General features: G+C 60.1%; 21 protein-coding genes. 15 read left to right on the top strand and 6 right to left on the bottom strand.

The window, feature by feature from the left end; translation table 11 throughout:
- The first annotated feature begins 109 nt into the window (after positions 1 to 109).
- From gatC to V0U79_RS01940, 9 genes are all read left to right on the top strand, one after another.
- Positions 110 to 397: an Asp-tRNA(Asn)/Glu-tRNA(Gln) amidotransferase subunit GatC gene (gene gatC / locus V0U79_RS01980; protein WP_330197780.1), complete on the top strand. Its 288-nt coding sequence runs from the start codon at positions 110 to 112 to the stop codon at positions 395 to 397.
- Complete coding sequence (locus V0U79_RS01975) at positions 397 to 879, top strand: GNAT family N-acetyltransferase (RefSeq protein ID WP_330197779.1); 483 nt, start codon at positions 397 to 399, stop codon at positions 877 to 879. Before gatC ends, V0U79_RS01975 begins: the two co-directional genes overlap by 1 nt.
- Entirely contained in the window at positions 876 to 2,351 is a 1,476-nt protein-coding gene (gatA, locus tag V0U79_RS01970; protein WP_330197778.1) for an Asp-tRNA(Asn)/Glu-tRNA(Gln) amidotransferase subunit GatA, read from the top strand. The genes V0U79_RS01975 and gatA overlap by 4 nt, the downstream gene beginning before the upstream one ends.
- The gene (locus tag V0U79_RS01965) at positions 2,348 to 2,593 is read left to right on the top strand and encodes a hypothetical protein (RefSeq protein ID WP_330197777.1); all 246 of its coding nucleotides are present in this window, start codon (positions 2,348 to 2,350) and stop codon (positions 2,591 to 2,593) included. Before gatA ends, V0U79_RS01965 begins: the two co-directional genes overlap by 4 nt.
- Entirely contained in the window at positions 2,590 to 4,083 is a 1,494-nt protein-coding gene (gatB, locus tag V0U79_RS01960) for an Asp-tRNA(Asn)/Glu-tRNA(Gln) amidotransferase subunit GatB (RefSeq protein WP_330197776.1), read from the top strand. Before V0U79_RS01965 ends, gatB begins: the two co-directional genes overlap by 4 nt.
- A gap of 49 nt (positions 4,084 to 4,132) precedes the next feature.
- Positions 4,133 to 4,498 carry a hypothetical protein gene (locus V0U79_RS01955; protein ID WP_330197775.1) on the top strand — a complete coding sequence of 122 codons (366 nt, stop codon included), beginning with the start codon at positions 4,133 to 4,135 and terminating at the stop codon, positions 4,496 to 4,498.
- Between the two features lie 156 nt (positions 4,499 to 4,654).
- On the top strand, positions 4,655 to 4,888 hold the full coding sequence (locus tag V0U79_RS13685; protein WP_373696419.1) for a GFA family protein: 234 nt from the start codon (positions 4,655 to 4,657) through the stop codon (positions 4,886 to 4,888).
- A 2-nt stretch (positions 4,889 to 4,890) separates the two neighbouring features.
- Positions 4,891 to 5,022 carry a hypothetical protein gene (locus V0U79_RS01945; RefSeq protein WP_330197773.1) on the top strand — a complete coding sequence of 44 codons (132 nt, stop codon included), beginning with the start codon at positions 4,891 to 4,893 and terminating at the stop codon, positions 5,020 to 5,022.
- A 146-nt stretch (positions 5,023 to 5,168) separates the two neighbouring features.
- Complete coding sequence (locus tag V0U79_RS01940; protein ID WP_330197772.1) at positions 5,169 to 5,306, top strand: hypothetical protein; 138 nt, start codon at positions 5,169 to 5,171, stop codon at positions 5,304 to 5,306.
- Here V0U79_RS01940 and V0U79_RS01935 read toward each other — a convergent pair.
- Positions 5,303 to 6,247 (bottom strand): isopenicillin N synthase family dioxygenase, encoded by a 945-nt coding sequence (locus tag V0U79_RS01935; protein ID WP_330197771.1) that lies wholly within the window; start codon positions 6,245 to 6,247, stop codon positions 5,303 to 5,305. The two genes, V0U79_RS01940 and V0U79_RS01935, sit on opposite strands and share 4 nt — an antisense overlap.
- A gap of 362 nt (positions 6,248 to 6,609) precedes the next feature.
- On the opposite strand from V0U79_RS01935, the gene V0U79_RS01930 reads away from it, so the two are divergent.
- On the top strand, positions 6,610 to 6,882 hold the full coding sequence (locus V0U79_RS01930) for an SEL1-like repeat protein (protein ID WP_330197770.1): 273 nt from the start codon (positions 6,610 to 6,612) through the stop codon (positions 6,880 to 6,882).
- An 8-nt stretch (positions 6,883 to 6,890) separates the two neighbouring features.
- Here V0U79_RS01930 and V0U79_RS01925 read toward each other — a convergent pair whose 3' ends face one another.
- Positions 6,891 to 7,703, bottom strand: coding sequence for a polysaccharide biosynthesis/export family protein (locus tag V0U79_RS01925; protein WP_330197769.1), 813 nt, complete (start codon positions 7,701 to 7,703; stop codon positions 6,891 to 6,893).
- Between the two features lie 91 nt (positions 7,704 to 7,794).
- On the opposite strand from V0U79_RS01925, the gene V0U79_RS01920 reads away from it, so the two are divergent.
- The 3 genes from V0U79_RS01920 to V0U79_RS01910 are packed head-to-tail and all read left to right on the top strand — an operon-like array spanning position 7,795 to position 11,269.
- Positions 7,795 to 9,303: a GumC family protein gene (locus V0U79_RS01920; RefSeq protein WP_330197768.1), complete on the top strand. Its 1,509-nt coding sequence runs from the start codon at positions 7,795 to 7,797 to the stop codon at positions 9,301 to 9,303.
- Between the two features lie 41 nt (positions 9,304 to 9,344).
- Positions 9,345 to 10,004 (top strand): hypothetical protein, encoded by a 660-nt coding sequence (locus V0U79_RS01915; RefSeq protein ID WP_330197767.1) that lies wholly within the window; start codon positions 9,345 to 9,347, stop codon positions 10,002 to 10,004.
- Complete coding sequence (locus tag V0U79_RS01910; RefSeq protein WP_330197766.1) at positions 10,001 to 11,269, top strand: O-antigen ligase family protein; 1,269 nt, start codon at positions 10,001 to 10,003, stop codon at positions 11,267 to 11,269. The genes V0U79_RS01915 and V0U79_RS01910 overlap by 4 nt, the downstream gene beginning before the upstream one ends.
- Here V0U79_RS01910 and V0U79_RS01905 read toward each other — a convergent pair.
- Genes V0U79_RS01905 through V0U79_RS01895 form a run of 3 tightly spaced genes read right to left on the bottom strand, consistent with a single transcriptional unit; the run spans position 11,245 to position 14,398 of the window.
- Positions 11,245 to 12,012 (bottom strand): polysaccharide deacetylase family protein, encoded by a 768-nt coding sequence (locus V0U79_RS01905; protein WP_330197765.1) that lies wholly within the window; start codon positions 12,010 to 12,012, stop codon positions 11,245 to 11,247. The genes V0U79_RS01910 and V0U79_RS01905 overlap by 25 nt on opposite strands.
- The gene (locus tag V0U79_RS01900) at positions 12,009 to 12,944 is read right to left on the bottom strand and encodes a glycosyltransferase family 2 protein (protein WP_330197764.1); all 936 of its coding nucleotides are present in this window, start codon (positions 12,942 to 12,944) and stop codon (positions 12,009 to 12,011) included. Before V0U79_RS01900 ends, V0U79_RS01905 begins: the two co-directional genes overlap by 4 nt.
- Entirely contained in the window at positions 12,941 to 14,398 is a 1,458-nt protein-coding gene (locus tag V0U79_RS01895) for an oligosaccharide flippase family protein (RefSeq protein WP_330197763.1), read from the bottom strand. Before V0U79_RS01895 ends, V0U79_RS01900 begins: the two co-directional genes overlap by 4 nt.
- Before the next feature lie 135 nt (positions 14,399 to 14,533).
- On the opposite strand from V0U79_RS01895, the gene V0U79_RS01890 reads away from it, so the two are divergent.
- Complete coding sequence (locus V0U79_RS01890; protein WP_330197762.1) at positions 14,534 to 15,622, top strand: GNAT family N-acetyltransferase; 1,089 nt, start codon at positions 14,534 to 14,536, stop codon at positions 15,620 to 15,622.
- Positions 15,616 to 16,734, top strand: coding sequence for a glycoside hydrolase family 5 protein (locus V0U79_RS01885; RefSeq protein ID WP_330197761.1), 1,119 nt, complete (start codon positions 15,616 to 15,618; stop codon positions 16,732 to 16,734). The genes V0U79_RS01890 and V0U79_RS01885 overlap by 7 nt, the downstream gene beginning before the upstream one ends.
- On the opposite strand, the gene V0U79_RS01880 is transcribed toward V0U79_RS01885, so the two are convergent.
- Positions 16,731 to 18,236 carry an exopolysaccharide biosynthesis polyprenyl glycosylphosphotransferase gene (locus V0U79_RS01880; protein ID WP_330197760.1) on the bottom strand — a complete coding sequence of 502 codons (1,506 nt, stop codon included), beginning with the start codon at positions 18,234 to 18,236 and terminating at the stop codon, positions 16,731 to 16,733. The two genes, V0U79_RS01885 and V0U79_RS01880, sit on opposite strands and share 4 nt — an antisense overlap.
- Between the last annotated feature and the right edge of the window lie 16 nt (positions 18,237 to 18,252).

Here is an 18,252-nt window from a genome sequence, read left to right as displayed (position 1 = left end):
TGCTTTGGGTGCGCCTGCAGCGAAATTCAGTCAAGCTTTCTTGCACCGCACAACGCGCATTGCTACTCAGTCGCTTTCTGGAGTTCTTCCAAGAATTGGGGCGAAAGTCATGGCCGTCACCGAAGACGATGTGAAGCGTATTGCGCGCCTGGCGCGGATTGCCGAGCCGAGCGACCGGCTGACGGCGCTGACCGGCGAGCTGAACGGCATATTGAACTGGATCGAACAGCTCAATGAGGTCGACACGGACGGCGTCGAGCCGATGACGACGCCGGTGAAATTCCCGTTGCCGCAACGCGAGGACGTCGTCTCGGATGGCGGTATTCGCGACAAGGTGCTGGCCAATGCGCCTCAGTCCGAAGAGGGCTTCTTCGTCGTCCCCAAGAGCGTCGAATAATGGCCATTACCGTCAAGCCGGCTGATCCGCTGAGTGCGGAAGCGCGCGAGCTCATCGCTGCGCTCGATGCCGGTTTGTCGGGGCATTATGATGACGAGAACAATTTCCCGCTCCTGCCGGAAGAACTGGTCGATGACGCTATCGACTTCTTCATGGCCGAAACGGCGGATGGCAAGAAAGTCGGAACCATCGCGCTGCGGCGCTACCCCGACTATGCCGAGATCAAGCGCATGTTCGTCACGCCTAAGGCGCGCGGACAGGGCATTGCCAAAGCCCTGTTGAACACTGCGCACGAGTGCGCCCGCCAGCATGGCTATTCATCCGTGCGGCTCGAAACCGGCTCGCTGCAGGACGCCGCCATCGGCCTCTATCAGGCCGCCGGCTATGTCCGCCGCGGGCCCTTTGGCGATTATCCGCCCGAAAGCGAACAGAACATCTATTTTGAATACGCCCTCCCAATCAAAGAGGCCGCAGGGTCATGACTGATTTTCTCTCCCTTTCCCTTGCTGACATCACTGCCAAGCTGAAGGCGCGCGAAGTGTCCGCGACCGAAGTGGCGACCGCCGCGCTGGATGCGGCTGAAGCCTCGCAGGGCGCGCTGAACGCGTTCACCGCTTTTGATCGCGACAAGACGCTGGCCATGGCCAAGGCGTCGGATGACAAGCTGGCCAAGGGCGAGGGCGGTCTGATCGAAGGCGCGCCGATTGCGGTGAAGGATCTGTTTGCGGTCGACGGTGTGTCCACCACGGCGTGCTCTCACATTCTCGACGGGTTCAAGCCGCCTTATGAATCGACCGTGACGTCGAAACTCTGGGCGGAAGGCGGCGTTTTTCTCGGCAAGACCAATATGGACGAGTTCGCCATGGGCTCGTCGAACGAAACCTCCTATTTCGGCAATGTCATCAATCCCTGGCGCGCGAACGGATCTGACGCCCAGCTGACGCCGGGCGGTTCTTCCGGCGGCTCTGCGGCTGCGGTGGCTGCCGATATCGCCTATGGCGCGACGGGCACCGATACGGGCGGATCCATCCGCCAGCCAGCGGCCTTTACCGGCACGGTCGGCGTGAAGGGCACTTATGGCCGGGCCTCGCGCTGGGGCGCAGTGGCGTTTGCGTCCTCGCTGGACCATCCGGGTCCTTTCGCCAGGACGGTGAAGGATTCTGCCATCCTGATGCAGGCCATGTCGGGGCATGACCCGAAGGAATCGACCTCGCTGCCGCTGGATGTGCCGGACTGGATTGCCGCCGCATCCGCTTCGGTTAAGGGCAAGCGCATCGGTGTTCCGAAGGAATACGTGATGGACGGCATGCCGTCCGAGATCGAAAAGCTGTGGCAGCAGGGCGTGGACTGGCTGAAGGCGGCCGGTTGCGAAATCGTCGATGTCTCGCTGCCGCACACCAAGTATGCGCTGCCGACCTATTACATCATCAACCCGGCTGAGGCCTCGTCCAACCTGGCGCGCTATGACGGCATGCGCTACGGATTGCGGGTCGAAGGCAGCAATCTGACCGACACGTATGAGAAGTCCCGCGCCGAAGGGTTTGGTGACGAGGTTCAGCGCCGGGTGCTGATGGGCACCTATGTGCTGTCGGCAGGCTATTATGATGCCTATTATCTGAAGGCGCTGAAAGTGCGCCGCCGCATCCTCGAGGATTTCGAGAAGGCCTTCGAAAAGTGCGATGCGCTGCTGACGCCCTCAACGCCGTCCGCAGCTTTTGCGCTGGGCACCAAGTCTGACGATCCGATCTCGATGTATCTCAATGACATCTTCACGGTGACAGCCAACATTGCCGGTGTTCCGGCCATGTCTGTGCCGGCGGGGCTGGATGCGTCCGGCTTGCCGCTGGGCCTGCAGATCATCACACCGGCACTGGATGAGGCCACCATGTTCTCGGTCGGCGCTGCGCTGGAAGATGCCGCCGGCTTCAACCACAAGCCGGAGAAGTGGTGGTGAGCCCGCATCCAATCCTCCGCTTCGCCCGCCCGGCCATCCTGATCGGCGGCGTGTTCGCGATCATCGGCGCGCTCTTGATGACCGGCCGGATCGAAATGGCCAATGGCATGGTGTTCGGCATCGTCGCGCTTTGCCTTGGCATTGCCGGTGTGTTTTTCGGGGCCTTCACGACCGCGGCATGGCGCATTGTCGTCGCCGCCAACCAACAGAATGAAACAGCTCAACCCGGGGATCAGGAATGAGCGATCACAGCTATGTATTGTCCGGTGTGACCGGCGATTGGGAAATTGTCATCGGCATGGAAGTTCATGCCCAGGTGGCGTCCAATTCGAAACTCTTCTCCGGATCGGCGACGGAATACGGCGCGGCACCCAACACCCAGGTGAGCCTGGTGGATGCGGCGATGCCGGGCATGTTGCCGGTGATCAATTCCTATTGCGTGGAGCAGGCCGTCCGCACGGGCCTGGGTCTCAACGCGAAGATCAATGAGTATTCGCGCTTCGACCGGAAGAATTATTTCTATCCGGATCTGCCGCAGGGCTATCAGATCAGCCAGTTCCAGTTTCCGATTGTCGGAGAAGGCGAGATCGAATGCGAGCGCGATGATGGCTCGCTGTTCACGGTGGGCATTGAACGCCTGCACCTGGAGCAGGATGCCGGCAAGTCGATCCACGATCTGGATCCCAATGCGACCTATGTCGATCTGAACCGGTCGGGCGTGGCGCTGATGGAAATCGTCTCGCGCCCGCACATCCGCTCGCCAGAAGAGGCCGCGGCCTACATGAAAACGCTGCGCACCATTGTCCGCTATCTGGGCACGTGTGGCGGTGACATGGAAAAGGGCCAGATGCGCGCCGACGTGAACGTGTCCATCTGCAAGCCGGGCGCATACGAGAAATTCCGTGAAACAGGTGATTTCTCGCATCTCGGCACGCGTTGCGAGATCAAGAACGTCAATTCCATGCGCTTCATCATGCAGGCGATCGAATATGAAGCCCGCCGCCAGATCGATCTGGTCGAAGAGGGCGGGACGGTAGATCAGGAAACCCGGCTGTTTGATGCCAACAAGGGCGTCACCCGGTCCATGCGCTCCAAGGAAGAAGCGCATGATTACCGATATTTCCCGTGCCCGGACCTGTTGCCGCTGGAAATTGCGCCGGAACGGATCGCCGAGATCAAGGCCGATCTGCCGGAATTGCCCGCCGACAAGCGCAAGCGCTTTGTCTCGTCGCTGGGTCTCAGCGAATATGATGCATCGGTGCTGGCCGCCGACAAGGACCGTGCCGCCTATTTCGAGACCGTTGCCGAAGGGCGTGATGCCAAGCTGGCCGCGAACTGGGTGAACAATGAATTGTTCGGGCGCCTGAACAAGGAAGGCCTGGACATTACCGACAGCCCGGTCTCTGCCGACCAGCTGGGCGAGCTGATCGAGCTGATCTCCACGGATGTGATCTCCGGCAAGATCGGCAAGGACGTGTTCGAGATCGTCTGGGCCGAAGGCGGCAGCCCGAAGCAGATCGTCGAGGATCGCGGGCTGAAGCAGGTTACCGATACCGGCGCCATCGAGGCCGTGATTGACCAGCTGATCGCCGACAATCCCGATCAGGCCGCCTCCGTGAAGGAAAAGCCCAAGGCCATGGGCTGGTTTGTCGGCCAGGTGATGAAGGCCATGCAGGGCAAGGCCAATCCCAAGGCGGTCAACGACATTCTGCGGAAGAAGCTGGGTGTTTAGGTTCTGGTCCCGGCTTCCGCTGTGGCAGAAGCAGTGGATTCCACTAGGAATGTTGTTTTTTGCGACGTCTGCCTTGTTGCTGTTTAGCAATCCGAATTGGGCCGGAATATCCGCGGTGCTTTCAACCCTCGGTGTCTTTGTGTTTTGGGGTGTCTGGGTCTTTTCGGTTTGGGGTGTATTGGCAGACAAGGCCTCTTATTCGGTACGATTTTTCGCTTGGCGCGCTTTGGCTGGAGGATTGGCAATCTGTGGGAGTGTCGCTTCGGTCGAGTTGATCGGCTCATTCGTTGAGGCTCAAAGCCGGGTGGATTTAGCTGCTATTGTCTTCGGGCTTTTGTCGGGCTTGATACTGACGCCGGTTGCGATCTGGTTTGGAGTTTTCGCTGTGCGGTTCGCGAACCCTAGGCAAAAATAAGCGAGGCTCAGTTGCAGCTCAAATTTTTGGGGTATATTGAGGTTTTGTCTCATGACCAAACTCGATAACACGCTGAGGACCGGCGGCTGCCAGTGCGGCGCCGTCCGGTTCCGCGCGTAAGGTCTTCGAGACAATCCGCATCTGTGCCGTTGCCGGATGTGCCCGAAAGCATTCGGCAATTTCTTTGCGGCGCTGGTCGGCGTTTGTTGGGATGATTTCTCGTGGACCCGCGGCGAACCTGCAACTTTTTTCAGCTCGCAAGGCAATCAGCGCGGCTTCTGCAAGGATTGCGGGACCCCTCTCTTCTTCCTGAATGACGGCAATGAACACATCTCGATGTCCATCGGCTCGTTCGATGATCCGCTTCGATCCCGCTGGTGTTCGAACTGAGCATGGAGAGCAAACTGCCACAGCTGGCGACGATGGCGGATCTACCGAACTTCGGCACTACGGACGAGGATGATCCGGAAGGCGAGGCCCTGGCAAAAGCCACAAATCGCCAGTATCCCGATCACGATACTTGATTGCCGGTTATGGGCAGCCAGAAGCACCTTCGGCGCCAACCGGGATTCCCGACTTCACTTTCCCATGTTCCGGTTTCCCAGATGGGCTTGTTTCAGGCCGGTGTCTGATTATGTCGAGGCCCATAACAACAAAAGGAGACCTCCCCATGATCAACCGTACCAAGGAATCCGTTCGCCGCCTGCGTGATGGCCAGAGCTGGAAAGAAAACGGATTTGCCCTGACTCTTGTCGGCGCGATGTCATCCGCCGGCCTGGGTGCCCTCGTTATTTCGACGATGATCTAGAGCAAGCGGATTTCGCGCAGGCGTTCCAGCAAATAGTCCTGGGCCGTGATCGGCTCGGGATAGCGGTTGGGATTGTCATCGCTGATACAGCTGTCCAGCGTGCGGATCTCATAGTCCGGCCGGAAGTGCAGGAAGAAGGGCACGGAATAGCGGGCGAACTTCTGGCGCTCCGGTGCCGGGTTCACCACGCGGTGCGTCGTGGACGGCAGGACATTATTTGTCAGTCGCTGCAGCATGTCGCCGACATTGATGACCAGGCATCCGGCCGGCGGGTTCACATCGATCCACTCATTGGTGCGCCGGTCGATGACCTGAAGGCCGGCTTCTTCGGCACCCAGCAATAGTGTGATCGTGTTGATGTCCTCGTGTGCCGCTGCGCGGATCGAGCCTTCGGGCAGGGTGCTTTCCTGGGCCGGATAGTGCAGCAGGCGCAGGATGGAATTGCCGTCGGTTACCGGATCATCGAAGAAGTTCTCGGGCAGGACCAGATCGCGGGCGACAGCGCGCAGCAGGCGCATGCCCAGTTGGTCCAGCGTCTTGTAGAGCCGTGTGACCGCCTCCCAGTCATCGATTTCTGACGGGACGATATTATCCGGCATGGTGGCGCGGAAGGGATGGCCGGGCGGCAGATCGCGGCCGACATGCCAGAATTCCTTGAGATCGATCGCAGCTTCGCCCTTTGCGGCTTCACGGCCGAACGGCGTATAGCCGCGCTGACCGGCGCCGCCTTCGATATAATACTTCTGCTTGGTCTCGACGGGCAGTGCAAAGAAGGCCTTGGCGCGGTCGACGGCATTATCAATGATCGACTGATCGATGCCATGATCGGATATCACCGCAAAACCGAAGCGCCGGAATTCCTCGCCCAGCTCGGCAGCGAAAACATCCGGGTTGGTATCGTCGAGCGTCAGCGATACGGGCGGGATCATCTGGTCGGTCATCGGTTCACCTGTCTTTCTGCCTTTTCTTTAGATAGGCGCTCCGGGTTCGCAATCCCTTCCGTGCAGGACGGATCGACGCATCGGTAAGGATTTGAAGACAGGTCCTAACAGTTCAGCCGGTTTCAGTAAGGGTTTCGGAGGGCGATTCAGAGCTGATTCAGACGGCTTAACCGATTTCAAGAATCCCTAACGGAAATAAACCAAATAAATCGATTAACCCTGCTTTTTCTTTACCTTATGGGAACCCCTTCCAGCGAATCTCCAAATTGTCCGAGGCAGAAAACTGCCGGGGCATTGGGTGGAACACCTTCCAAGTGACAACGGCAAAGCCGGCACGGGAGGGAAAATGATGGGGGGCCAAAATGGCTTTCACTGACGTTGAAACGGCGCAAGCCCACGATGCGGTCAATACCGATCCGACGGGCGAAGATCTCTGCAAGCTGGGCATTCTCTATTCGACCGGCCAGGGCGGCACGATCGACTATGTCGAGGCGCACAAATGGTTCAACCTGGCGACGCTGATGGGCTGTGAAGCGGCCAAGTATTATCGCCAGGAAATCTCCGACGAGATGGACTCATTCCAGATTTCGGCTGCGCAGCGCGCTGCCCGCGACTGGCTGGCGACGCGTCACTAGCGTTTGATCTAATTGTTGTTGATCGCGTTCGCGATGGCGTAGGAGAACGCCTGGTCGAGCGGCAGGATGCCGTAGACATACTGTTCGATGAACAAGGTGACTTCGGCGACCGTCGAGCGCGGTACAAAAACAATATCATGGCGCTGAAGCACGAAGCCGTCGGCTTCTCCATCGCCCCTGAGGGCCCGGTGGAGATTGACCGTCCGCATCATCAGCCCATCGCCTGACGGCGAACGCCGAAGCACGACCACGTCGCCGCGCGCGGCTGTATCCCGGAATCCTCCCGCCAGGATCACCGCTTCCAGCGCGCCGATGCGCGAGGGCATGGCGTACATGCCCGGCGAGTTTACCTGTCCGCCGACAATAATGTTCTGGGCACCGAATTCCGTGGCGGTAACCTCGACAATCGGATTGCGCAGCATCGTCGTATAGGAATCGGCGATGGCAGAGGCCGCCTCGGCGTCTGTGCGTCCCGCCACCATGACACGGCCTGCCAGGGGCAGGTTGACCCGTCCATCCGGCCCCACTGTCGCCGTGCGGTTCAGTTCCGAAGCGGTATGAACCGTGACGTCGATCGTATCGCCCGGAAACAGACGGAAGGCCGGATCCTCGTTTCGCCACTGGACGAATTCAATATCGCCCCAGCCGGCAGGGGCCGTGGATCCTGATCCACGCGTTGTTTCCCAGGAATAGTAATCGGGTTGTCTGGGGGCTCGCTCGAACGGGCTGGTCACAGCATTGCCGACCGCGCGGGTAGCACCACATCCGCCGAGAAAAAGGGCTGCGAAGAACGCTGCGAGAAGAAGCAGAATACGCGTCATGAACGACTCGCCTGATAAATCTTACCGGAACACCAACCTTTCGCGGTTCGGATAATGAAAAATTAAACCGGCCGCCGCTTTTCTCTGTTTCATGAGTCGCGCGTATTCCGGACCGGGCCAGAGGCCGCCTGTTCCGCCGGGCCCTGACGAAGAGGGACGGCGGGATCTGGATCTGTTCGACCTGATCGAGATGATCTGGTCGCAGCGTGGTATTATCCTTGTGGTTTTCCTGATCCTTTTTGCTTTTGGTGCCGCCGCGTCCATCCTGATGCTGAACAAGACCTACGAGGCGCGTGCGCGGCTTCTGGTTCTTCTCGACGATGAGGATTTGACGCCCGGGGCCGCCGGTTCGGGCGAGGGCTTCATCATCGAGCAGGTCATGCAGTCCGAATCGGAAATCATGAATTCCGAGACTGTGCGGCGCCGGGCCCTGGAAACGGTAGGTGTCAGCGCCGTCATGCAGCATGGCGGTACCGAGGCCCTGGCCCTGCGGAATCTGCGGCAGAGTTTTTCCATTCAGCGGGCGCCAAGCGCTTCCGTACTTATCCCGACACTTGAGTCGGAAAGCGCAGATCAGGCCGAGCAGGTGCTCGACGCGATCGTTGATGCCTATCTTGAATACCGGCAGGAAGTGCTGACCGGCGATGGCTCGTCCGGAATCGCCGACCGACGCTTGCAGTCGGATCAGGCCTATTCCAATGCGTTGACAGCGCTGGATGCCTTTCTGACAGAGCACGACATCACCGATTTCGATGCCGATCTGGAGGCTGCGGTTACACAGGCGACGACCCTCAGAACAGCACTGGCGACGGCGCAGTCGGAAAGGCAGGCCGCGTCTGCGGCAGCAGCGGCAATCGAGGCGCGTGTCGCCGAAATGCCTGAAACACTGGAGCTTTATGTCGAGAGCAATGCCGAAAACCTGCTGATCGAGAAGCGTCTCGAGCGAGAAAGCCTGTTGGCCCGCTATCTTGAAACAGCACCGCCGGTCGTTGCCATTGATCGCGAAATTACCGAGCTGGAAGAGTTCATTGCCGGCGGTGGCGTCGAAGGTCTTGGCCAGACCCGGACGGGTATCAATGAAGTCCGGCAAGGCCTCATCCAGGAACAATTGCGGCTGGAGGCAGTTGCGGCAGGCGAAAACCGGCGTGCAGGGGCCATTCAGTCGCAGCTGAATACCGTGCAGGCCGAGGTGCAGCGCATGCGCTCGATCCGGGCCGAGTATGAGCGGCTGGCCCAGGACGTGACGGCGACTGAAACGGCGGCGAATTCGCTGGCGACCCAGCAGGCCGAAGCCGAAGCCCGTCAGGCCCTGGCACCCGGCAGTGCAGACGCTGTCCGGATCGTCGAACGTGCCTATGCGCCACCGGAAGGCTCTTCGCTGAAAAAGCTGGGCGTTGTGGCGTCCTTTATCTTTGCGGCCGGTGCCGCTGTGCTTCTTGGGCTGCTGCGGGGCTATTGGATAAACCATATCAGCCCGAGCGCCCCGCGGCGTCCGGTTCCGCAATCACGCCGCACTGGAGATGCGGCCGCCAGCGGTCCCGTGCCCATGCCGGCCCGGGTCGCGGGTGTTCCTGTGCTGGCAAGAATGCCGCGAAGATAGCCGGCGTTGGCTCGCCGTTAACCGGTCGCGGGGAATCCTGCGTGCAAAGAGCGATTCGTAGCGATTCGATGGTTGATCTGTCTTTTGAAATGAGAGCGCTGGTAGACCAGCTGGAGCCCATCGCGCGCCCGGGCGGCAAGGGGCGTGTTCTGATGTTCCTCGGCGCCAGCAAAGGGGCAGGGACGTCAACGGTAGCGCGGGAATTCGCAAGAGCCGCGGCCGCGCGTTCCCGGCGCGGTGTCTGGCTGTTTGACCTCGACTTTGCGCGCAATGGACATTGGCAACAGCTCAGGGGGCAGGTCGACGAGACGTTCGATGCATCCTTCGGGCGTCAGCCCTTCTGGCGGGCTTCGCCGGATGGAACGCGAGCGCGTCTGGTTGCCCACCCTGTCGCCGATCATCTTTATGTCACCGAATTCCAGCGCCAACGCGGTGCCATCGAGCGGCTCGAGTTTGGCCGCTCTCCCGATTACTGGAAAGCGGTTCGCGGCAGTATCGATCTGGCCGTTATCGATGCGCCGGGGTCCTCTCGGGCAATTCTGCCGGTCACCAGTGATGTCGATGGCGTCATTCTGGTGGCCGACGATATGCGCTGGAGCGAGCAGTCCATCGCAGCGCGCCGGCAGGCCATTGAACAGCGAGGCGGTGTGGTCGCCGGCATCGTCTCGAACCGGGCGCGAGCCGCGCGCCGGGCCGCTTGAGTGTCCTCACGCCTCATATCGATGCGTTTCGCGCAGCGCCGCGTCTGAACCTGCTTCGGCCGCTGGAATTCCTGGCGGCCGGGATCATCCTTTTCCTCTTGTCACAAGGTTTGCTCGGGCCGTTATTGGCGGCGGATGGAGATCCGGAAAGTTCTGCGCTGCTGCGGACGATGTGGCTGCCGGTCTACGGGCTGACGCTGCTATGGCTGGCGGTGACGCCGGGCCGGACACTGGATGTGATCTGGCGAACGCCGCTTATTCTGGCACTGTCGTTACTCTGCTTTGTATCGTTTCTGTGGTCGGTGGATTCCGGGATTACCCAGCGGCGTGGCTTTGCGCTGATCATGACGACCCTGTTTGGCATTTTGCTGGCTTCGCGGTTCAGCTGGCGCGAGCTGATCCCGTTGATCGCCGTGGTGTTTGTGGTGATCGGCGTGCTGAGTGCAGCGATCTCTCTGGGCTATCCTACAATGGGTGTCCACCATGACATCCATGTCGGTGCTTGGCGCGGCATATTCTGGGAAAAGAACACTCTGGGCGCGATGATGGCGTTCGGAACGGCGGCGGCGATTGCAGCGTCCGTCTGTCAGCCCCATCGGCGTTTTATCTGGTGGGGGATGGCGGGCTTCATGGCAGCCATGGTGCTGATGTCCACCTCGAAGACAGCCTTGCTGGCCTTGCTGCTGGCGCTCTCGGGTAGTGCTGCCATTCATCTGGTCAGGCGCGGTTTCGGGTTTGCGGCCTTGATCCTTCTCGGCGGCGGGCTTCTGGCTTTTATCGCCGGGCTGGTCCTGTCGATCGCGCCGGTGGCGGTTCTCGAAGCGCTTGGCCGGGATGCGACGTTGACTGGGCGGACCGACATCTGGGTCGTACTCGCAGAACAGGTCCAGACCCGGCCCTGGACGGGTTTTGGATACAGCGCCTTCTGGCAAGGTGATTACGGGCCGGCGTTCTGGGTTCGCCAACGCACGCAATGGGATGTTCCAACCGCGCATAATGGCTGGCTGGAGCTGGCGCTCTCGGTGGGGGTGCCGGGAGTCGCGTTGATGGTGTTGTCGCTTGGTAGCAGCCTGTTCAGGGCTCTGGGCCGGTTGTTTCGGGGGCCGGAAGCCTATTGGGCGCTGATCTTCCTGGTATTGCTGGCGCTGATCAGCGTATCCGAGAGCAATCTCGCGCAACGCAACAGCATTATCTGGGTTCTGTTTGTCGCGACAGCCGCACGGCTTGCCTTGCCGGCGCGCTATGACCGGACAAGCGAACGGTAAGCGTCTGTGACGGGCAGCACAGAGGCACCACTGTCATCGACAACCTCGCAAACCCGGCGGAAATCCGCTGGCGTGCAACCCCACTCGGTCGGTTTGTCCTGAATGTCGTGAGCATAAAGTATCAGCCAACCAGGTGTCTCGCGGCCCTCGGCGATGAAGTCCAGAACGCGCTGAATGCCCTCCGGCCCGCCATCAATACCGACAGATTTCAGAAGATGACGGTCATCACCGGAGCGGTTGATGCCCGGCCGGACACCACGAAGGGTTTCGAACTGACCGCTCAGTACTCGCTTGGTGCGTGGCGAGGATTCGCCATAAGGATAGGCAAAAGCCGTCAATGATTGCGCATGGCCCATATTCGCCAGCGAGATGCGGTTGTCGTCGATTTCCTGGTAAACCCGGTCAGCGGGCGCCTGTCCCAGATCGATGTGATTATGGGTATGGCATCCGATTTCATGCCCCGACCGCGCCAGTTGAGCGAGGTCATCCGGTTCAAGCAGGGCGCCATGATGATTGCGCTGACCGGCAAATCCCGCCGCTGCATACCATGTGCCGCGCCAGCCGCGCTTTTCCAGTTCAGGCAATCCGTTCTCGACGGCTGATCTGGGAAAGTCGTCAAAAGTGAAGCTGACGACAAAGCGATCCGGCGCAATCCGGATCGGATCACGCTCGAACAATCGCGCGGCGAGGCGACCGAACTTGCCCCGGAGGCCGCGGGCAGGGATGTAAGCCTGTTGTGTCATGAGTGAATGGCCTCAGCGGCCCAGCTGGCCCGCCACAATTTCAGTGCTGTGGTGCGTGCTTTCATCGGCGCGACGGGGGATTGCGCCATCAAGGCCCAAACACCGCGCAGCAAGGCTTGCCCCGGCACAGCTTTCAGGAAACGAGCCGCCTTGGCGCCCGGCAATTGTGCCAGCTGGGGATGCTTTTCCAGAAGCCGGGCATAGTTCACGGCGGCGTCCTTGAACTTCCGAAGCAGGATATCGGGTGTCTGCCAACCGGAATGACCTGCGGGGTGGTCGAAATGGACGAGTTCGCCGCGTTGATCCGCTCTCACGGCCCAGTCGACATCCTCCCAGCCCCAGCCGGTGAAGTGTTCGTCGAATGGCGTGCTGCGCATCAGATCGGCCTTGACGAGGAGGTTGCTGGTGCAGAAGGCCGTCGCCCCGATCCGGTTTCTCCGGTCTGCGGTGTTCTCGTCGCTGGAACGGGCGAGCGCGGCGTGAAGCCGGTGATCGCCCCGAGTGACAGGATCAGCTGTATAGCCGCCAAACGCTGCATCGAACTCATATTGGCTGATCAGATCCAGCCAACCACGAAGAAAATCCGGACCGATCGTCATGTCGGCATCAAGAAAGAGAAGCCAATCGCCAATCGCTGCTGAAGCCAGCCGGTTACGCCCTGCGGCCCGGCCGACATTGCGCCGGGACGTCAGCAGGCGCGTTGCTACCGTGAAATCACGAATTCCGACGTTGACGGCTGCGTTCAATTCGGGATCAGGTTCGCCATCGTCGAAAAGCAGGATTTCCACCGGAAGGCCGGATGTTTCGGCCCCAGCGGCGAGGGCTTTTGCCAGCGGCATCGGGTCGTCCCGATAAAATGGCACAAGGACTGATAATTGCGCGTGCGAAAGGTCCAGGGCGGCGGGATTGGCGAAGTCGGCATACTCGCTCATGACACCGCCTCCGAAGGCCGCAACCAGTTCTGTGCAACGCCCAGCCAGCTGCGGCAGCCCGCAATATTCAGGGCAAGAGCGATCGCCACATAGGTCAGCCCACCCGCAATAGCCTTGGCCATCAGGACGACGAATGCCGGCCCGCTCAATGGCAGGGACATGACAATTGCCGCCATGCCAAGCGTCGCCATGGCAGCCTTGCCCCAGTCCAGCCAGGGCAGGGGCAGTGGAAAGAGATTGCGGCCAATCACTGCGCAGGCGACCAGGCTGGCGGCATAGGCGGCCAGGGTTGCGGCTGCTGCGCCGGCAATGCCGAAGTGCGGGATCAGCGCGATGTTGAGGCCGATATTGAAAATTGCGGCGGCGGCCATGATGGCGGCCATCCAGCGGGTTTTCCGGCGAAGGATAAAGGCTTCGTGGAAATAATAGGTCATCAGGCCTTTCATCAGGCCGGCCAGGGCAATCCAGGGAAGAATAAGCGTGGCGCCTGCCCGAAACTCCTCACCAACCATCACGCTGGTCAATGGGGCGGCAACCAGCGCAAGGCCTGCTGCTGCAGGAAATCCCAGCAAACCCATCACGCGCGCAGATTGGCCAGCGACTTCCCGGGCTGCATCCTCGCCGTCACGTTCCAACGCCCGGATCATCAACGGCGTGGCGGCGGCGCCCAGCCAGATAAACAGAATATCGATCGTCCGGTCGGCCAGGCCATAACCGGCGGAATAGATACCGACGGCGGCCTCATTCATCAGCCCGGCGATCAGGAAGCGGTCTCCCGCCGATAACAAATGCTCGAACACCAGGGAAATCGAGACCGGCAAGCCATAAGCAAAATAGACCGCGATGCGCCGTTTGCGCAGCTTGCCGCCACGCGTCTTGCGCGCTTGCGCCGGAAACTCGAAGAAAAGGGTGATCAGGCTGGCAAGCGCAAGCCCGGCAATTGGCCCTGCTGCCCCGAGAGGTGTGACCAGAAGAATGCCGATTCCGAGAGCAAAACCGGCTAGTGTCGAAAAGGTCTCATAGACCGAATAGGCTGTGACTTCGCCAGCAGCCCGTCTCGTCTCCAGACCGATCATCAGCATTGAACGCAGGATCAGCGAGCCAAGCGCGAAAGCCAGAGCGGTTTTCATCTCGATCGAAAGCGGTGCGACCCAGAGGCCGAGCGCACCGAGCAGGATCAGGCCCGCAGAAACCCAGGCAAAGGTCGTGTAGATGGTTGCAAGATGTGCTGCCAGCTGGCCGCGCTCCGAGGCCCTTTCATGGAAGCGGGCGACGGCCGCATCCAGCCAGGTATGAAATGCCATTGCGGTTATGTGCATGGCGGTCAGCGCCAGAGCGTATTGACCATACATTTCAGCCGGCATCAGCCGTGTCAGCACGGCAACGCCGCCGAACCCGACAAGGGCCCGGGCAATCTGCACCGGCAGATATCCGAGAATGTGTTTGCCTAGCATCCGGGCCCGGCCTCCGATCTGAACGCGGAGCCTGTCACAAACCACCTAAAATGCCGTGAACACGCTGATTTCAATCGAAAGGAATATTCAACCCTGTTCGGCTAGTGTTCGCCGGAGTTTTCAGGGTGCCGGTTTATGTCGCGTCTTTCAGCAGAGTTGAAAAAGCCGAGCGAGCTGAGCGCTGCAGAGCGCGAGGCCTGGGTCAGCTTCACGGATCATAATGACGAGCTGGCCAGCCCCTATTTCCGGATAGAGTTTGCCGACTGTTGCGAGGAGGTGCGGAGCGATACGCGCGTTATCGTAGGACGGAAAGCGGATCAGATCGCCGGCTTCCTGCCCTTGCAGCTTGGCAAATTCGGATATGCTCGGCCGCTCGCCGGGCCTCTGGGCGACGTTCACGGGCTGATTGTGCCGCCGGGCTATGATGCAGATCCGCTAGACTATATGCGCGCAGCTAATGTTGGGCTTCTGGAGTTTCATAGTGCCGCCGGTGTCCGGCAGGCATGGCGCAATCATGGCGTGGTCCAGGACGGATCGTGGATCTGCGACCTGGCCTCGGGATTTGATGCTTATGTCGACAATCGGAAGAAAATGAGTTCCAGCGCAATGCGGAACATACGCTCTCGTCAGCGACGTCTGGAAGCGATGGAAGAAGGCTTTGAATACCGAATCGAAGACTTCCGTCCGGAAGTCTTGAGCACAGTGGTTGCCTGGAAGCGCGAACAATATCGCCGCACTGGCGTTTTTGACGTTTTCTCAGTGGGCTGGACCGGCAAACTGCTCGCTGCGCTTCTGGCCAAACGTTCCGACCGTTTCCGGGGAACATGTTCAACCTTGCTTATCGGGAACAAGATCGCGGCCGCCCATATCGGAATGGCTAGCGAAAAGCTCTCACACTACTGGTTCCCGGTGTATGACCCCGATCACAGCCGGGTCAGTCCCGGCATATTACTGTTAATGGAAATTCTTCGGGACGCAGCCGCTCGTGGCGAGATCGGGATGGATCTGGGACCGGGGAATTATCGCTTCAAGGAAGAAATGGGGTCTTATCAGGTTCCGCTTTGGCAAGGCTGCGTGATGACACGGTCAGCCCCATGCCTCTTGCGGCATACGGCAGACGCATTGGCCGAAGGATTTGAACGCCTGCCCGTTCCGGGTTTGGCGTCCTTTCCGCGCCGCGCCATGCGGAAAGCCGACAAGCTTGCGGCGTTCTACGCATGGTAACGGGTCCCAGCCGCCGACATGTGCTGATCGCAGGAAGCGCGGCGTTTGGTCTGGGAAGCGCTACGCGTCAGACCCGGAGCAAAATAGATCTCTGGGACAACGCGTCCGGACCGCATTTGCGCGGCGTCGTTTTCCCGCAAAGGCGCGTTTACCCGGAAATTGATGGGGACACGTTTCTCGGACCGGGGCCAGTCGGTGCCCCCATAACGAATCGTTCGCTGGACGAGCTGGCGGCAGCGGGCGCCAATTTGGCCCTCTTGTCTTATCCCGGAATATTCACCGAGCGGGCGCCGTACCAGCCCGACCCGGCGATCGAGGATCATCTGGCGGAGCTGGTTGAGCGCTGCGTGCAACGCGGAATTTTTGTGGTGATCGGGTTTCGGTCCGGCCCGGGGCGTTCCGAGTTCACCTTTCATCGTGACAGTGCCGGCGACTGGTTCCCGGCTTCCATGATCAATGAGCGTGTCTGGCAAGACCCGCTTGCCCAGGATGCCTGGTGCAGCATGTGGCGCTATGTTGCGCAGCAATTTTCCGGACATCGGGGCATTGCCGGCTACCTGCCGATGGTCGAGCCGAATGCCAGCCATGTGGTTACGCACTTCAACTGGCCACGATTTGCCATGCGGATGGCAAACGCGATCCGTGAGGCCGATGCGGAAACACCTGTATTGTTAAGCCCGGACGGCTATGCCAACGCCGATTATGCTGCGGAACTTGATCTGTCGCTTGTTCCGTTATCCGTGCTGATGCTGCACGATTATTCGCCCTATGAGTACACGCACGCACCGGCACGTGGAGCGGCCTATTTTAACGAGGCGGATGCTGCGATTTCGCCGCCGTCTGCAACGCGATGGGCGATCGGTGAATTCGGTGTGCAGCGTTGGGTGCGGGATGCCGATCTGTTTTTGAGATTACGCTTGCAGTCGCTGGAAGAGCAGGGGGCGAATTCCGCTTTCTTTCATTGGCCAACCGGTTGGCAGGTTTATGAACAGGTCGAGAATGCCTGGAACCCGCTCATGGGGTCTGATACAGGAAATAACCGCCGGATGGCCAATGCGCCTTTGCTGCAGGTCCTGAGGCGCTACTGGTCGCGAAATTCGATCCGGCCCTAGCGGATATTGATCTTGTCGCCCAGCAGGGCCGGGCCGGTCCGCAGCATGATCCAGAAATCAAACCAGAGGCTGGCGCGAGTGATATACTCCACATCGTAGCGGATACGTTCCCGTGCAGCTTCGGGGGTATGAAGCGGACCGCGTGAACCATTGACCTGAGCCCAACCGGTCAGGCCCGGCTTCACGCGATGGCGGTGCGCGTATTCGGCGACAAGGCTGGAGGTCAGGGTTCCCCCCGTTTTCATGCCCGGGGCATGCGGGCGAGGTCCGACAAGCGACATATCGCCTTTCAAAACGTTCCAGAGCTGCGGAAGTTCGTCGAGCGATGTGCTGCGGATAAGCCTGCCGATACGCGTAACCCGGGGATCGTCGCGTTCCACTTGCCGAACAGTGCCATCCGAAGGTAGCGGATCATTTCGCATGGAGCGGAATTTCAAAACTTCGATGAGCTTGCCGTTAAAGCCTTCACGCTTCTGCCGGAAAAGGACCGGCCCCGGTGAGTCGAGCTTGATGAGGATGGCCAGCAGCGCCATGACAGGCAGAGCGGCCAGAAGCATGGCCGATCCAATCAGCAGGTCCTCCAAGCGCTTGGCGATGATCCAACCCGGCGAGCTTGCGGCACCCGAAAGGCGGGCGGCGGGAGAGTTGGCGATGTCTTCCAGCTTATGCTGACGCGAATTGAAATGCTCGAAATCCAGCAGCAGGCAGACCGGTTGCGGCAGGCTGGAAAGGCGAGCCAGAAGCGCCTGTACGCGTTGGACTGCATGCGGCGTAACGGTCACGACAATACGGTCGACCTCATGCAGGTGCGGCCAGCCAATGAGATCGTTGATGGAGCCCAGATAGGGGGCGCCAGCCAGAGAAGAGGGGCTGCGAGTCTGACGGTCGTCGAAGACGCCAAGAATGTTGACCGACTTGCTATGGCTGTTGGTTTCGATCAGCCGTCGTGCGTTGGCCGTTGCGCCGACAATTACATCATTCGATGCCAACCGGCCCTGGCTGGCCCACAGCTCGATAAAAAAGGCATAGATCCCGTGCGCCACAAACATGGCTGCAGCTGCAACTCCGGCCTGCTGAACAGCGGCCAGGGACAGCGAGGTGTCCGACCATTGCACCAGGCTGATGGCAGCGGAGCCTGACACTGACAGGGAAATGATGGCCCCGGCCATGTGGCGCCAGGCCGGACGCCTTGCCCGTACCTGATAGACGCCGGTCATGTGGAAAAGAGCCAGCGATGCTCCAAGAAAGACAAGGATCGGCCAGAAGCCTGACGAGAAATTGATAAAGGCTGTCGTTGCCAGAATGCCCATCAAAGCCAGATCGACCATTTGCAGGGCGCGGCTAAGCGTTGGCCGGTCAATGCGGTTGGCGGGCGGCTCGAGGCTTGCCCGGGTTGCCTCGGCAAGATGAATTCGACCGCGGCCATTTTCCATGCCGGCAAACCCCGGCGAAACATCGTTTGCAGGCGAAAGAGGCGCTGAATTCTGGCGACGATCAGACATGATGACCGGCTCCGAT

This window comes from Hyphobacterium lacteum, assembly GCF_036330345.1.
In the GTDB taxonomy this organism is placed as follows: domain Bacteria; phylum Pseudomonadota; class Alphaproteobacteria; order Caulobacterales; family Maricaulaceae; genus Hyphobacterium; species Hyphobacterium lacteum.
The sequence above is the reverse complement of the archived record's forward strand: the minus strand, read 5'-3'. Positions and strand labels throughout refer to the sequence as shown.

Bases quoted from the DNA above. Each gene is read 5' to 3' on its own strand.
- V0U79_RS01945 (WP_330197773.1), top strand. From the start codon at position 4,891: ATGGAGAGCAAACTGCCACAGCTGGCGACGATGGCGGATCTACCGAAC.
- V0U79_RS01955 (WP_330197775.1), top strand. From the start codon at position 4,133: ATGTTGTTTTTTGCGACGTCTGCCTTGTTGCTGTTTAGCAATCCGAAT.
- V0U79_RS01925 (WP_330197769.1), bottom strand. From the start codon at position 7,703: ATGACGCGTATTCTGCTTCTTCTCGCAGCGTTCTTCGCAGCCCTTTTT.
- V0U79_RS13685 (WP_373696419.1), top strand. From the start codon at position 4,655: ATGTGCCCGAAAGCATTCGGCAATTTCTTTGCGGCGCTGGTCGGCGTT.
- V0U79_RS01890 (WP_330197762.1), top strand. From the start codon at position 14,534: ATGTCGCGTCTTTCAGCAGAGTTGAAAAAGCCGAGCGAGCTGAGCGCT.
- V0U79_RS01895 (WP_330197763.1), bottom strand. From the start codon at position 14,398: ATGCTAGGCAAACACATTCTCGGATATCTGCCGGTGCAGATTGCCCGG.
- gatB (WP_330197776.1), top strand. From the start codon at position 2,590: ATGAGCGATCACAGCTATGTATTGTCCGGTGTGACCGGCGATTGGGAA.
- V0U79_RS01880 (WP_330197760.1), bottom strand. From the start codon at position 18,236: ATGTCTGATCGTCGCCAGAATTCAGCGCCTCTTTCGCCTGCAAACGAT.
- V0U79_RS01930 (WP_330197770.1), top strand. From the start codon at position 6,610: ATGGCTTTCACTGACGTTGAAACGGCGCAAGCCCACGATGCGGTCAAT.
- V0U79_RS01935 (WP_330197771.1), bottom strand. From the start codon at position 6,247: ATGACCGACCAGATGATCCCGCCCGTATCGCTGACGCTCGACGATACC.
- gatA (WP_330197778.1), top strand. From the start codon at position 876: ATGACTGATTTTCTCTCCCTTTCCCTTGCTGACATCACTGCCAAGCTG.
- V0U79_RS01900 (WP_330197764.1), bottom strand. From the start codon at position 12,944: ATGAGCGAGTATGCCGACTTCGCCAATCCCGCCGCCCTGGACCTTTCG.
- V0U79_RS01905 (WP_330197765.1), bottom strand. From the start codon at position 12,012: ATGACACAACAGGCTTACATCCCTGCCCGCGGCCTCCGGGGCAAGTTC.
- V0U79_RS01920 (WP_330197768.1), top strand. From the start codon at position 7,795: ATGAGTCGCGCGTATTCCGGACCGGGCCAGAGGCCGCCTGTTCCGCCG.
- V0U79_RS01940 (WP_330197772.1), top strand. From the start codon at position 5,169: ATGATCAACCGTACCAAGGAATCCGTTCGCCGCCTGCGTGATGGCCAG.
- V0U79_RS01975 (WP_330197779.1), top strand. From the start codon at position 397: ATGGCCATTACCGTCAAGCCGGCTGATCCGCTGAGTGCGGAAGCGCGC.
- V0U79_RS01885 (WP_330197761.1), top strand. From the start codon at position 15,616: ATGGTAACGGGTCCCAGCCGCCGACATGTGCTGATCGCAGGAAGCGCG.
- gatC (WP_330197780.1), top strand. From the start codon at position 110: ATGGCCGTCACCGAAGACGATGTGAAGCGTATTGCGCGCCTGGCGCGG.